This window comes from Chryseobacterium sp. PET-29 (assembly GCF_025736815.1).
GTDB classification, from domain to species: Bacteria; Bacteroidota; Bacteroidia; order Flavobacteriales; family Weeksellaceae; genus Chryseobacterium; species Chryseobacterium nepalense.
On sequence record NZ_CP107053.1, the window covers coordinates 2,264,607 to 2,278,971 of the forward strand.

Annotated in this window: 10 protein-coding genes; 6 read left to right on the forward strand and 4 right to left on the reverse strand. The window is 37.8% G+C overall.

The window, feature by feature from the left end:
* Positions 1-241: 241 nt before the first annotated feature.
* Together ODE14_RS10005 and ODE14_RS10010 are read right to left on the reverse strand one after the other, a co-directional pair.
* Positions 242-490, reverse strand: coding sequence for a NifU family protein (locus ODE14_RS10005; RefSeq protein ID WP_169229467.1), 249 nt, complete (start codon positions 488-490; stop codon positions 242-244).
* Between the two features lie 39 nt (positions 491-529).
* The gene (locus tag ODE14_RS10010) at positions 530-1,636 is read right to left on the reverse strand and encodes an Mrp/NBP35 family ATP-binding protein (protein ID WP_248391447.1); all 1,107 of its coding nucleotides are present in this window, start codon (positions 1,634-1,636) and stop codon (positions 530-532) included.
* A gap of 127 nt (positions 1,637-1,763) precedes the next feature.
* On the opposite strand from ODE14_RS10010, the gene ODE14_RS10015 reads away from it, so the two are divergent.
* Positions 1,764-4,586 carry a GH92 family glycosyl hydrolase gene (locus tag ODE14_RS10015; protein WP_263601348.1) on the forward strand — a complete coding sequence of 941 codons (2,823 nt, stop codon included), beginning with the start codon at positions 1,764-1,766 and terminating at the stop codon, positions 4,584-4,586.
* Between the two features lie 8 nt (positions 4,587-4,594).
* Positions 4,595-5,356: a hypothetical protein gene (locus tag ODE14_RS10020; protein WP_263601349.1), complete on the forward strand. Its 762-nt coding sequence runs from the start codon at positions 4,595-4,597 to the stop codon at positions 5,354-5,356.
* Positions 5,357-5,392: 36 nt separating this feature from the next.
* On the opposite strand, the gene ODE14_RS10025 is transcribed toward ODE14_RS10020, so the two are convergent.
* Positions 5,393-6,106, reverse strand: a complete 714-nt coding sequence (locus ODE14_RS10025; protein ID WP_263601350.1) for a phytanoyl-CoA dioxygenase family protein — start codon at positions 6,104-6,106, stop codon at positions 5,393-5,395.
* Between the two features lie 584 nt (positions 6,107-6,690).
* Positions 6,691-7,941, reverse strand: a complete 1,251-nt coding sequence (locus ODE14_RS10030) for a dicarboxylate/amino acid:cation symporter (protein ID WP_248391439.1) — start codon at positions 7,939-7,941, stop codon at positions 6,691-6,693.
* A gap of 235 nt (positions 7,942-8,176) precedes the next feature.
* On the opposite strand from ODE14_RS10030, the gene ODE14_RS10035 reads away from it, so the two are divergent.
* The 4 genes from ODE14_RS10035 to ODE14_RS10050 all read left to right on the forward strand — a co-directional run bounded on the left by ODE14_RS10035 (position 8,177) and on the right by ODE14_RS10050 (position 14,361).
* Entirely contained in the window at positions 8,177-8,674 is a 498-nt protein-coding gene (locus ODE14_RS10035) for a BON domain-containing protein (protein WP_263601351.1), read from the forward strand.
* Positions 8,675-8,678: 4 nt separating this feature from the next.
* Positions 8,679-9,098 carry an SH3 domain-containing protein gene (locus ODE14_RS10040; protein WP_263601352.1) on the forward strand — a complete coding sequence of 140 codons (420 nt, stop codon included), beginning with the start codon at positions 8,679-8,681 and terminating at the stop codon, positions 9,096-9,098.
* Between the two features lie 173 nt (positions 9,099-9,271).
* On the forward strand, positions 9,272-12,043 hold the full coding sequence (locus tag ODE14_RS10045) for a TonB-dependent receptor (protein ID WP_263601353.1): 2,772 nt from the start codon (positions 9,272-9,274) through the stop codon (positions 12,041-12,043).
* A 458-nt stretch (positions 12,044-12,501) separates the two neighbouring features.
* The gene (locus ODE14_RS10050; RefSeq protein WP_263601354.1) at positions 12,502-14,361 is read left to right on the forward strand and encodes a CocE/NonD family hydrolase; all 1,860 of its coding nucleotides are present in this window, start codon (positions 12,502-12,504) and stop codon (positions 14,359-14,361) included.
* The last annotated feature ends 4 nt before the right edge of the window (positions 14,362-14,365 follow it).

The window sequence follows — 14,365 nt, forward strand, 5'->3', positions numbered from 1 at the left end:
TATTTCATAAATTTTCTAAATAATTTCTTATAAATCAAGTGAAAACGATTACACATAAAAATCAAAATAGTGTGATAAATTTAAAACCAACCGAATCTTTGTTCAAATCCCTTCCTTGTAAAGATAAATCCTGCGTAAAGATTGGCAATTTTAAAAGTTATAAGTATATGAAAAATCTAAAATAAAAAAACAGACCTCTAAATATTAAAGGTCTGCTGAAAAATATATTTAATTTTTTCTTTTATTCTACGCTTACAACTTTTTCTATCTCCGGAGCATGCTGCTTAATCGTGTTCTCAACACCCAGTTTCAGGGTAGAAAAATTTAACGAACATCCGGAACAGTTTCCTAAAAGTTTTACATAAACCAGATTATCCTTCACATCGATAAGCTCGATATCCCCTCCGTCTTTATTGAGAAACGGACGGATACTTTCCAAAGCTTCCAATACCCTTGTTACTGTATCTTCGTGTGTTATATTTGTTTCCATATTTTTTTCAGTTCAATTTGGTTTCAATTACTATTGAAATTATTTTGCTTTTGGGGAGCATCCTGCCATCGTAGTGATCTTAACCGCTTCCGTAGGAGGCAGATTTTTGTTTCTTTCTACAAGGCTTTCCACCATTCTTCGGGCAGTTTCCGTATACACCTCTGCAATTACAGAATTTTCCTGCAATGCTGCCGGTCTTCCTACATCTCCAGCTTCCCTGATGCTCTGAATCAAAGGAATTTCCCCCAGTACAGGAATACCAAGATCTTCTGCAAGATACTGAGCGCCTTGTTTTCCAAAAATATAATATTTATTTTCAGGCAATTCTTCCGGTGTAAAGTACGCCATATTTTCGATTAATCCAAGAACTGGAATATTAATACTTTCCATTTGGAACATTGCAATACCTTTTCTTACGTCTGCCAAAGCTACATGCTGCGGTGTGCTCACAATCACGGCACCCGTTACAGGCACTTCCTGGATAATAGACAGGTGAATGTCTCCGGTTCCCGGAGGAAGGTCAATTAATAAAAAATCAAGTTCTCCCCACGCTGCATCTCTGATCATCTGGTTTAATGCCTTTGAAGCCATCGGACCTCTCCAAACTACCGCCTGATTTGCTCCTGAAAAGTATCCTATAGAAAGCATTTTTACACCATAGTTCTCGATCGGTTTCATTAGATTTTTGCCTTCAATTTCTACAGAAATCGGTTTTTGCCCTTCCGTATCAAACATCGTAGGAACAGATGGACCGTAAATATCAGCATCCAGCAATCCTACTTTGAAACCCATTTTTGCCAGTGTTACCGCTATGTTCGCAGAAACGGTAGACTTTCCTACCCCTCCTTTTCCTGAAGCAATAGCAATGATGTTCTGGATTCCGGGAATCTGTTTTCCTTTAATCTGGCTTTGCTGAATTTCACTCGGTTCCGGAGAAACGATTTTCAGTTTCAGGTTTACTTCTTCTCCGAATTCGCTTGCAAAAGCCTGTTTCATGGCTGCTTCAAGCTTTTTCTTTTCATGCATGGCAGGTGAATGAGCCGTCATATCAATATAAACCTCATTACCCATGATCTGAAGATTGTTTACCAAATCATCTACTTCTATATCTTTAAGGAAATTCTGAACCTTGTCTTTCGTCAACATAAACTAATAAATTGTCCACAAATTTACGAAAAATTAACCTATTTAGAATAAGTAAAGACACAGATAGATATTTTCTTTTGCGAAAGCTAATTTTATAGTATTTTAGGGGAATTTTAATTTATAGATCATGAAAAGAATATTCATCGTTCTTTTAGGAATTTTATTCCATAATACATTTTCACAAAATTATTCGCAATATGTGAATCCGTTTATCGGAACAGGCGGCCACGGACATACTTTTCCGGGAGCAATTGTTCCCTTCGGAATGGTGCAGCTATCTCCGGATACAAGAATCGACGGAAGCTGGGACGGCTGCAGCGGCTATCATTACTCAGATTCCGTGATTTATGGATTTTCTCATACGCATCTTAACGGAACGGGAGTTTCGGATTACGGAGATATTATGCTGATGCCAACGATGGGAAACCCGGGACTTACTCCAAAAGAATATTCTTCGAAATTTTCACATAAAAACGAAAAAGCTTCAGCAGGATTTTATGCGGTTAAATTAGATAAGCACAATATTGATGTACGTTTAACCACTACAAAAAGAGTAGGTTACCATGAATACACATTCAATAATGCCGGAAATGCCAATATTATTTTAGACTTAAATCACAGGGATAAATTATTGCAAGGTGAGGTAAGAATTATCAATGACAAAACGATCGAAGTTTTCCGCAGAAGTGAAGCCTGGGCAACCAACCAGTACATCTATGCCAGAATTGAGTTTTCAAAACCGATGCTCGAATCAAAATTAATACAATCTCATAATGCTACACCAAGAGGCATGATGCAGGAAAATAACTTTTATTACGGGAATGAGATACAGATTGCTTTTTCAAATAAAGTTAAAAAAGGAGAGAAAATTCTCGTAAAAGTATCAATTTCCACTACCGGTTATGAAGGCGCTACCAAAAATATGCTTGCAGAAGGTAAATCAAATGATTTTGAAGCGATAAGAAAACAGGCCATAGCTGACTGGGATAAAGAATTATCTAAAATCGAAGTTAAATCTTCGAATAAAGATAAGCTAGCTGTTTTTTACACAGCTATGTATCATGTTTTCACACAGCCGAACATTAATATGGATGTTGACGGAAAATACAGAGGCCGCGACAACAAATTCTATATGGCCAACGGTTTTGATTATTATTCGGTTTTTTCACTGTGGGACACCTTCAGAGCAGCACATCCTCTGATGACACTGATTGACAGAAAAAGAACGGCAGATTTCATCAATACTTTTATCAAACAGTATGAGCAGGGCGGAAAACTTCCCGTTTGGGAACTGGCTTCCAACGAAACGGAATGTATGATCGGTTATCACGCAGTATCGGTTATTGCCGATGCCATGGCAAAGGGAATCACCGGTTTTGATTATGAAAAAGCATTCGAGGCTTCCAAACATTCTGCCATGCTGGATATCTTCGGGTTAAATGCCTACAAACAGAATAATTTCATCAGTATTGATGATGAACATGAAAGTGTTTCCAAAACGGTGGAATATGCCTATGACGACTGGTGTATTGCGCAAATGGCTAAAATTTTAGGCAAAAAAGAAGATTACCAGTATTTTATGAAGCGCTCTCAGAACTGGAAAAACCTCTACAATCCTAAAAACGGATTTATGCAGCCGAGAAAAAACGGAAACTGGTACGAGCCTTTTGAACCTCGTGAAGTGAACAATAACTATACGGAAGGAAATTCATGGCATTATTCTTATTCTGTTCAGCAGGATATTCCGGGATTAATTGCAGCTCATGGCGGAAAGGAAAAGTTTGAGCAGTTTATTGACGCTATTTTTTCTGCACCGGATAAAACCACAGGAAGAGAACAGGTGGATATCACCGGACTGATCGGGCAATATGCCCAGGGAAATGAACCGAGCCACCATATTGCGTACCTTTACAATTATGTCGATAAGCCGGAAAAAACAGATGCGAAGATTAAATTCATTCTCGATAACTATTATAAAAATACTCCGGACGGCCTGATCGGAAATGAAGACTGCGGACAGATGAGCGCATGGTACATTCTGAGTGCCCTGGGAATTTATTCCGTAACACCCGGATTACCCGAATGGCAGACCACAAAACCTTATTTTGATGAGGTTAAAATTCATCTGGAAGACGGAACCACAAGAACCATCACTAAGAATACAGGCAAAGAAGAACTTAAAAAACTTGGTTTTGAAAATGCAAAATCCTACAAAGATTTTAAATATGATGAATTAACAGCTTCGCCCGTGATTGCAGCAGCAAGAATCTTTGATCTTAATACGAAAGTAGAAATCACTGCCATGAATCCTGATGATAAAATTTACTACATGACACTCGACGAAGGAGATGCTAATGTTAGAAAAATGTTCATGCCTTACAAAGGTCCGTTCACCATTACCAAAACAACGCAGGTTGCCGCTTACGCAGAGCGAAAAGGAGAAAAAAGCTCTATTGTAAGAGCCGACTTCAACAGAAGACCTAATAATTGGGACATTTCGGTACTTTCCCATCCTACTCCACAGTATACCGCAAGTGGAAAATTATCTTTAATTGACGGCATCAGCGGTGATACCAACTGGCGAAAAGGGGAATGGCTGGGTTACCAGGGACAGACTTTTGAAGCCGTTATCGATATGAGATCTCCACAGCAATTCACAAAATTGTCTTCCACCTATCTTCAGGATAGCAGAGCTTGGATTTTAATGCCGAAAAAAGTAGAATATTATGTTTCAAACAACGGCAAAGATTACATTCTGCTAAAAACGGTAGACAATACACTTGATCCGAAAGACGAAACCGTTCAGATAAAAGATTTTTCAGCTGAGGTATTGCCTACACAGGCTCGATTTATCAAAGTAAAAGCTTATCATTTCGGTAAACTTCCGGAATGGCACCAGGGAGCGGGCGGCGATGCTTATATTTTTGTGGATGAAATTTCCGTGAAATAATACTGATCATGAAAAAACTGTTATTTTTTTTCTTTTTAGTTTTAAACGTTGTAACGTTGTACGCCTGCAAATGTAAAACAGATCCGTTAGCAGAAAACTATCTGGCTGCAGATGTTGCGGGAATTATCAGAATTATAAAGGTCTACGGCGAAAATGCGGAACAGAGAACTTATAAGGCAGATATAAAATTTGAAAAGATTTATAAAGGTAAGGAATTCCAAACGCTTACTGTAAGGGGTCTTATCGGAAATCCGTATTCAGGAGCATGCGAAACAGATGTACAGCCTGGTGAAACCTATCTTATTTTATTGAATAAATACAATGGTGAATATTCTATTTCGTCCTGTTCTCCGAAATACAGGTTTGATATGGAGAAGGAAAAAGCAACATCTGAAGTTTTGGAAAAAACATTCGCCTATATTGATAAAAATAAATTTGCTTTCACAGGACTGCAATTTGCGACGTGCTTTGATGAATTACAAAAAGGTGACAAATCTGATCTTTCAGCAATAAAAAACTTTTCGCCGAAAAATCCGTTTGCAATTTATAAGGTAAAAGTTAATGATTATTCTAAAATTGAGGAACTGACTCCGGTCACAACTTTCGGAGATAAAGAGCAGGAAATTGAAAACATTCTTAAAAGGAATATGATTATCGACACCCCTATGTTCTTCGATCATAAACCCGGAGAAGAATTTTTGATATTACTTTTATACCTTCCGGATAATATCAATACAAAATATGGAGAAATAATCAATTTTGAATGGTAAAAAACTAAACCTCTTTTTTTGAAAGAGGTTTTTATTTTAATTCATATTTTCCGACCACTTCAGCTCTTCCGGCAATTGTCTGTCTGAAAATTCGATATGAATCACCCTTCTTTTCTTTCCATTTGTAGTACGGTTTGATCCATGAAGAAGTAAAGGCTTCATGAGCATTATTCCGCCTTTATGCACCTTGCAGATGGTTTCTGTTTCTACGGACCAGTCGATGGTTTCGGGCCGGTAAATTCCTTTCGCGTGTGATTTTGGAATTACTTTTAACGCACCGTTGTATTCATCGGTATCATCCAGATGAATTCTAATAGTAAAAATATTTTCCAGAATGTCAATCGGCGGCTGAACGGCAAACTGATTCTGCTTCGTAGTCCACGGACCAAATCCCTGAAGATCTGTTTTTTTATCAACAGAAATCGTAAGATCCTGATGATATGCCACATACCAATTTGATTTTTCAGGCTTATCAAAGTAAATGCTTTTCACCACAAAATATTTTTCTCCGAAAATTTCTGTGATGATGTTCTTTATGTTTTCATTGAAAACCAGCTCCCTGACTTGAGGAATTTCTTTTAAAAACTGCCTGATCGCGAAAAGATCGTCTGATTTTCTGAATGTCTCTTTCGAGGTATCTATATTTTGAATGATTTCTCCGATCTTTTTAATTTCTTCTTCCGAAAAAACGTTGTTAATTACGGTAAAGCCATTTTCCTGTATTGAGTTTTTATGATGGTCTAAATTCATTTTCTAAAAAACAGTTTTTTGAAAAGCAAAGATGCAAAGATTTTCTTTTAATGATCACATAGATTTTGCAGATTCTCTGTTATTACTGTTTTGAATTAGGAATCATGCAGCAATTTTGTCATCCTGAAAGGATCTCAACAAGAGTATTTTAAAAAAGACTTCGCTTAAAGCGTAATATTAAAGGGATAATAACTCAAAATTTATGTTTTTTCTCCCGCGGATGACGGATTGTATGACTTATAAAGAATTCATGATTTTGTAATAATTTCATGAAGAAAAGTTCCGGCATGACCAATTAGCCCCGATCGAACGGCATGTCTGAGCTCTTTCCGAGTTCTTTTCGCGGCGGCAAAGCCGCCGCGAAAAGAACTCGGAAAAGCGAGTAGTGAGAGCGGGAAACTGCTCCTAAAAAAAATTCATAAATACAATTCGACGAAGTCAAAAAGGTTCCAACAAAAATATATTGTTTTTCAAAGCAATCAAACTGCTCCTTAAAAAAATTCACAAATACAATTCAAATAGCTCCTAAAAAAATAGCCAACAGTGAATGCACTATTGACCATTTTTTTTATTTACTACATATTTTAAAGATCACCACCATGATTATCCAGCTGTCCTTCCCATTTGGAAACTGCTGAAGTTGCCAAAGCATTTCCAAGAACGTTGGTCATACTTCTTCCCATATCACAGAAATGGTCAATCGGAAGGATCAGGGCGATTCCTTCAGGAGGAATTCCGAACATGGAACATGTGGCCACAATGATTACCAGAGAAGCTCTCGGAACACCTGCAATTCCTTTTGAAGTAAGCATCAATACTAAAAGCATAGTGATTTGCTGACCAATACTCATTTCAATTCCATAAATCTGGGCAATGAAAATGGAAGCAAAGGTCATGTACATCATACTCCCATCCAGATTAAAAGAATAGCCTAACGGTAAAATAAATGATACCACCCTGTTATTACAGCCGAATCTCTCAAGCTCTTCTACCAGTTTTGGGAAAACTGCTTCAGAACTGGTGGTGGAAAAGGCAATAAGCAAAGGTTCTTTAATTCTTCTCAGCAATTCAAAAAGCCGGTTGCCGATGATTAAATATCCTACAAGTAAGAGAACCAGCCAGAGAATGCCCAGTGCAAAGAAAAAATCCCTGAGATAAATGGCATACACCTTAAAGATTTCAAAACCATTGGTTGCCACTACTGCTGCAATAGCTCCCAGGACACCCAGCGGTGCAAACCACATAATATAACCTACCATTTTCAGGATTCCGTGGGCGATAATATCAAACAGCTTTACAACAGGTTGTGCATATTCGTCTCCCAAATTGGCCAGTGCAATCCCAAACATGATAGAAAATACCACAATCTGCAGCACTTCATTGGTAGCAAAAGCTTCAAAAACACTTTTAGGAATAATGTGCTTTACAAAATCTTCCATGGAAAATCCTTTGCTGCTTTTCAGAAGTTCATCTGCGGAAGCCGCATCCTGAATAGGGAGTGTTGTGACGTGTCCCGGCTCCAGCCAGTTTACCAACATAAGACCAATAAACAGAGATACCAAGGAAGCAGAGATGAACCATAACATCGCTTTTGTACCTACCCTTCCGATCATCTTAATATCACTCATTTTGGCAATTCCCACCACCAGGGTCGTAAATACCAAAGGTGCGATAATCATCTGCACCAGACGAATGAAAACAGTTCCTAAGAGTTTTATGTTTTTAGAAAACGGTTCTGCGCTTTCAGGATAACGGATGTGTACAAATCCGCCGATGGCCACACCCAGAATCAAGGCAACAACGATGGCTATAAATAGTTTATTCTGTCCTTTCATATAGATAATTCAAGTTTGGCAAATATAATATTTTTAGAATTGCTTCCAATCCCACATCAGATATAATACAGCCGTTATCAGATATTAAGTTCAGAATGTCTTTATTTAAAGAACAATTTTATCAATCTGAATTACATTTCTTTTTTAATTTCATGAAAATAAATCCTAAATATGATCTTTTGGTATAAATTTTATTGTTATCTTGATCATATTAAATACATCAAAATATACAACTATGAAAAAAACTATCGCAATGGCTGCCTTAGCTGTAGCTATCTCTTTGGGATCAGTTTCATGCAAAAAAAAGGTTTCTGATACCGACCTGCAGACGCAGGCTACTACGGTGGTAACCTCTAATCCTGGAGCTTCTGTAGAAGTAAAAGATGGTGTTGCACATCTCAGTGGCACCTTTGAAACCCAGGAAGAAAAAGACGCTATGATCACACAGCTTAAAGCCATCAACGGAATTAAAGACGTACATGATATGGCAACGGTAGCTCCTGCAGCCGCAGCAACACCTGCTCCTGTAGAAACGCAGTCTGCTGTGGATCCTGCCGTACAGCAAAAATTACAGGATGCCGTAAAAGATATTCCCGGAGTAAAATTGGAGGTCATAAACGGAGAACTAACCTTAACCGGAACTATTTCTGCTTCAGATGCAAGAAAAGTAAAAGAATCGGTAGATGCTTTAAAAGTAGGAAAGGTAAACTATAATTATACAGTTAAAAAATAACGAGATGAGTACTTTAGAAGACAAATATTCAAGTGTGGTTTCTGCGGCACAGGCTGCAGGAATTTCTGATCTTAAAGTTCAGGAACAGGATGGTATTCTGTATGTTTCGGGAAGTGCCTCAAACACCGCTGCCAAAGATGCGGTATGGAATGCTTTGGGAACCATTGATTCCACTTATTCCGCTTCAGATATTAATATTGATGTACAGGTTTCCGGACTTACTAAAGGAACGGCACTCACTGTAGCAACGGATGATTCTAATCTCAATATCAGACAGGAACCTTCTACGGATGCAGCTATTATCGGAAAAGTAAGCAAAGGTTCTTCCATCACGCTTGTAGAACAGACTTCCGATGACTGGTGGAAAGTGAAAACTTCTGACGGACAGGAGGGCTATGCTTATTCAAGATATTTGAGAGCTTAGTATCCTCAATCTATATAATTAAAAAACATCCTTTGTCAAAGGGATGTTTTATTTTTATGGAAAATTAACAGTTAACCCCCAATTTCAGGGGAAAAATTAACTGTATTTAACTCTATTAATTGTGAATTAAATAATGTTTTTTATACTTTTGCAGCTCTAATAATCTATGATACATGAAGAAATTAGCAATCCTGCTTATCCTGACATTCAATATTTTGATTCTTAACGCTCAAAAATTAAACATCGACGGAAAAATACTCGGCCTAGAAAAAAAACCTATTGAAAATGCAACGGTTTATCTTCTCAAGGAAAAAGATTCTTCTATTATCAATTATACTGCAACCAACCGCGAGGGAAAGTTTTCCCTGAAAGCAGACGAACTGAACGAACCCAGCATTCTGAAAATAGATGCCGACAAAATGCTTTCTTTTTCCAAGCGTCTTGAAAAAATTGAAAAATCTTTTTCGTTAGGAGATATCGAGATGGAGAAAAACTCGATAACTAATATTGAGGAAGTTAGGCTTACGGCATCGCCGGTAAAGATTAAAAAGGATACGATTGAATTTAATGCTTCATCCATAAAGGTTCGTCCTGACAGTAAAATTGAAGAACTTCTTAAGCAGATTCCCGGCGTTCAGATTGATAACGACGGAAAAATCACGATCAATGGTAAAGAGGTTGACCAGATTACCATCAACGGAAAGCCTTTCTTTGACAAAAACGGGAGAATAGCACTGCAGAATCTTCCTGCGGATATTATCAAAAACATCCAGTTTACCACTACAAAAACCAAAGAAGAGGAACTGAGCGGCAAGGCATCAAAGTCAAACAACGCCACCATTAATTTCAATATTGATGAAAAGAAAAACAAAGGGCTCATTTCACGACTTACGTTGGGCTATGGCTCTGACAAGAGATATGAAGGCAGCGGACTGCTGAGTTATTTTAAAAACGACACCAAAATAAGTATCCTGGCGGCTTCAAATAATATAAATTCTCAGGGCTTTTCCAGCGATGAGGTTTTCGACAGTATGGGTCGCGGAAGAAATTCGTGGCTGATGCAGGGTGGTTCCGTATACACTTCCGGAGGTGTTACCTATTATTCTTCAGCAGGACCTAACACCAAAGGTATTCAGAAGTCAACGACTATTGGATTCAATTACAGTGATAAATTCGGAAAAGATACCGACCTGGACAACCTCAGCTTAATCCACATCAACAATAATCTCGAAACAAGATCCAAAGTATCAAGAACAACCTTATTGCCAGATTATATTTTAAAAACAGATTCCGAAAACAATGGTGAAAATGAATCGAAGCAGTATAATTTCGATCTCTCAGCAAGAATTCGACTGGATTCTCTCACAAGCATTTATTTCTCTCCTTCATTCTCAAGAAATGAGATACATAATTTCAGCGCTTCCAATTCCCGTACATTCAAAGACAACGACCTGCTGAACACAAGTGATAATTACACCAAAACAGATTCTGAGAACAACTCCTTTAGCCCAAATATTTATTTCTCAAAGAAATTCCGGAAAAAAGGCAGGGAAATGCACGCGAGTATGAGCAGCAGCATCTCAGAAAAAAAGGAAAATGTACTGAACAGATCTGAAAATATTTTCTATACACAGCCTCAATCTTTTGATAACAGAAACCAGTATTCTGTAAGGAAAAATCTCAACAACAATTATCGCTTCAATTTAGGATATTCAGAGCCTCTTTCGGACTCGTTGAATATTGGCCTGGGCATACGCTATAATTCATCGAATATGAGAAACCTGCGTGATGTAAATGATTTCAATGCGGCAACACAGGATTATTCCAGCTACAACGATATTTTATCAAACAGGATGAATCAGAAGATCGATGAGTTTACTCCCGAATTATCATTTGAACTCAACAAAAAGAAAATAAGTGCCTGGGGAGCTCTGAATGCAGATATTTCGAACATGAACGTCAATTCAAGCTTTACCGGTCAGAATTACGATCTGCAGAAAAACTTCATTCTTCCAGGTTATAATGTGGGACTAAACTATCAGTTTTCCCAGAATAAAAGATTAAATCTTTATCATTATTCAGACTTTACCATCCCGACTGCAGAACAGCTTACTCCTTACCGGGATATTTCAAATCCTTTGGTAGCCTTTCAGGGAAATCCGGATCTGAAAAACACATGGAGCAATTCCACGTATCTTTATTTCAACAATTTTAATATGGTAAAAACTATCAGCTATTACTTTAATATTGGATTTACTTATAAGAACAATGATATCATCAATTACTCTTCATTCGATGAAAGCGGAAGGCAGCTGATCACCTATGCCAATATCAGCGGTAATAAAAATTTCAACCTGGGAGGAGGTTTCAGCAAAACATTCAAATGGAAAGAAAATAAACTGACGATCAACCCAAGACTCAATACCAATTATGCATTCAATAAAGGTTTCGTGAACGGCCAGGAATTTACAAGCCAGTCATACAACATCAATCCCGGGATCAATTTAACGTACGAAATCAAAGAAAAACTAACGGTAAAACCTTCTTATACGATAGGATATAATTTTTCAAAATATAAAAATTACAGCATCGATGATGTAAATACCACCAATCAGGCTTTTAAGCTGGAACTTACCAACTACATTTTTAAAAGCAGGCTGATCTTAGGAAATGATGTGGAATATAATACCAGCACCAATATTGCACCCGGCTTTAAAAGAGATTTTTATTTCTGGAACACCAGCGTAGGCTATTCATTCTTTAATAAGCAGCTGACCGCCAAAGTAAAAGTCTATGATGTATTAAATCAAAACCAGAGTGTAAGAAGAGTGATTTCAAACACGTATTTTGAAGACCGTGACGATCTGATCCTAAAGCGTTATGTCATGTTCTCGCTAACGATGAAGCTTAATAAATTCGCAGGAAAAAAGACAAAAACCCAATAGATTAAAATTATTTACACAGCGGCATCCTCTTTTCGGGGATGCTTTTTTTTGGTTTGTAAGTAGGCATATCTATCATTAACACTATTTAAAAACAAGCTATAAAACACTGAAATATAACAATTTGTACTTGATCGCCTCTTCGGACTGGTTGATTGCCTCTCCGGAGTAGTTGATTGCCTCTTCGGACCGATTGATTACTTCTCCGGACCAGTTGGTTGCTTCTCCGGACCGGTTGATCGCCTATTCGGAATGCCTGAACGTTTCATCGAAGCGATTGATCGTTTCAACAAAATGCATGAACATTACTTCTGACAGGTTGGAACGGTTATCAAAACAAATGAAAGACCTATCAAAGTTTTTGCTTATAGCAAAGGTTATTAATACCAATTCTTCAGAATCTTGTCCCAGTCAACAGTAAATAAAATCATTTATCATTAAATTAGCCACAAATTTTATATATGAAGATTCATTTTTCAATTTTGTTTATTTTATTATTCGTCTTTGGAAACGCACAGAATCCGGATGATGAAGATCATTTTGTGAAAGATAACTTTACAAAAAAGGAATTTTACATTCCGATGCGTGACGGGGTGAAACTTTATACAGCGGTCTACGTTCCGAAAGATATTTCCAATAAAAACAAATATCCTTTCCTGATGCAGAGAACCTGCTACAGTATTGCGCCATACGGTGAAAATGAATACAGAGAAAGGCTTGGTCCCAACAAATACCTGATGCAGGATAAATATATTTTTGTACTTCAGGATGTACGTGGAAGATATATGAGTGAAGGAACATTTACCAATATGACCCCGCAGGTTGACCGGAAAACCAAAAAAGATGTCGATGAAAGTACGGACACTTACGATACCATCGAATATCTTCTGAAAAACATCAAAGGAAACAATGGAAAAGTAGGCCAGTACGGAACTTCTTATCCCGGATTTTATACTGCTGCAGGAATTCTGGCACAACATCCTGCTTTGGTTGCCTCTTCCCCGCAAGCTCCGATTTCAGATTTCTGGAATGACGATTTTCTCCATAACGGAAAAGTAATGCTAGGCTATTTCAGGACCTTCCCGGTTTTCGGCGTTCAGAAAACAAAACCGGAAAATAAAGCATGGTACAACGACACCATGATTAAACCTACTTCTGAAGATGGCCTTAAATTTTACAGAGATATGGGAACTTTGAAAGACGGGTACGAGAAATACTACAAGGATAATTTCTTTATGACCGAAATTATGAATCATCCGAATTACGATGAATTCTGGCAGAAAAGAAGTCTTCTTCCTCATCTTAAAAATGTAAACCATGCGGTAATGACTGTTGGCGGATGGTTTGATGCGGAAGATCTTTCCGGACCGCTGAATATTTATAAAACCATTGAAAAGACAAGCCCGAAAGCTAAAAATACAATTGTAATGGGACCGTTTTCACACGGGGCCTGGGCTTATGAACAGGGAAAACATTTTCATAATGACATCTATTTTGGGGACAGCATTGCAACATATTATCAGAAAAATGTGGAAACAAAGTTTTTCAGTCATTATCTGAAAGGAAATGCAAAACAGGATGCAGGCTTACCGGAAGCACTGATGTACGATACCGGCGCCAAACAATGGAGAGAATTTGCAACATACCCTCCGAAAGAAGCACAGAAAGTGAATTTCTATTTGTCTGGCGGCACATTGAAGAACACTGCAGGACAAGGTTTCTCGGAATATTACAGTGATCCGAATAATCCTGTTTTAAGTTCTGATAAGCTTAAAGATTTTAATGGTTTTACCCCGAAAAATTACATGTCGGAAGACCAGCGTTTTGCAGAGGGCAGACCGGACGTTCTGACTTTCACAACAGATGTACTGACGGAAGACGTTACTTTTGCAGGAGAGATCATGGCTAAATTAAATATTGCCTCTACATCCACCGACGCAGATTTTGCCGTGAAGCTGATTGATATTTATCCTGAAGATTTCAAGCCTGCCGCAAAAAAAGAAGGCGTGATTTACGGAAATTACCATCAGATGGTACGCAGCGAAATTATGCCTGCAAGATTCAGGAATTCGAGAGAAAAAGCAGAAGCTTTGGTTCCGGACCAGAAAACGGCTGTGAATTTCAGACTTCAGGATGTTGTTCATACTTTTAAAAAGGGGCATAAAATTCAGATTCAGATTTCTTCAACCTGGTTTCCGCTTTTTGCAGTCAATCCGCAAAAATTTTTAGACAATCCAAATTTTGCGACGAAAGAGGATTACACAAAAGCATTCATCAAAGTTTTTGATGACAGTGCGATTGAAGTTGAGGTTTTGAAATAAATTT

Bases quoted from the DNA above. Each gene is read 5' to 3' on its own strand.
- ODE14_RS10005 (WP_169229467.1), bottom strand. From the start codon at position 490: ATGGAAACAAATATAACACACGAAGATACAGTAACAAGGGTATTGGAA.
- ODE14_RS10010 (WP_248391447.1), bottom strand. From the start codon at position 1,636: ATGTTGACGAAAGACAAGGTTCAGAATTTCCTTAAAGATATAGAAGTA.
- ODE14_RS10015 (WP_263601348.1), top strand. From the start codon at position 1,764: ATGAAAAGAATATTCATCGTTCTTTTAGGAATTTTATTCCATAATACA.
- ODE14_RS10020 (WP_263601349.1), top strand. From the start codon at position 4,595: ATGAAAAAACTGTTATTTTTTTTCTTTTTAGTTTTAAACGTTGTAACG.
- ODE14_RS10025 (WP_263601350.1), bottom strand. From the start codon at position 6,106: ATGAATTTAGACCATCATAAAAACTCAATACAGGAAAATGGCTTTACC.
- ODE14_RS10030 (WP_248391439.1), bottom strand. From the start codon at position 7,941: ATGAAAGGACAGAATAAACTATTTATAGCCATCGTTGTTGCCTTGATT.
- ODE14_RS10035 (WP_263601351.1), top strand. From the start codon at position 8,177: ATGAAAAAAACTATCGCAATGGCTGCCTTAGCTGTAGCTATCTCTTTG.
- ODE14_RS10040 (WP_263601352.1), top strand. From the start codon at position 8,679: ATGAGTACTTTAGAAGACAAATATTCAAGTGTGGTTTCTGCGGCACAG.
- ODE14_RS10045 (WP_263601353.1), top strand. From the start codon at position 9,272: ATGAAGAAATTAGCAATCCTGCTTATCCTGACATTCAATATTTTGATT.
- ODE14_RS10050 (WP_263601354.1), top strand. From the start codon at position 12,502: ATGAAGATTCATTTTTCAATTTTGTTTATTTTATTATTCGTCTTTGGA.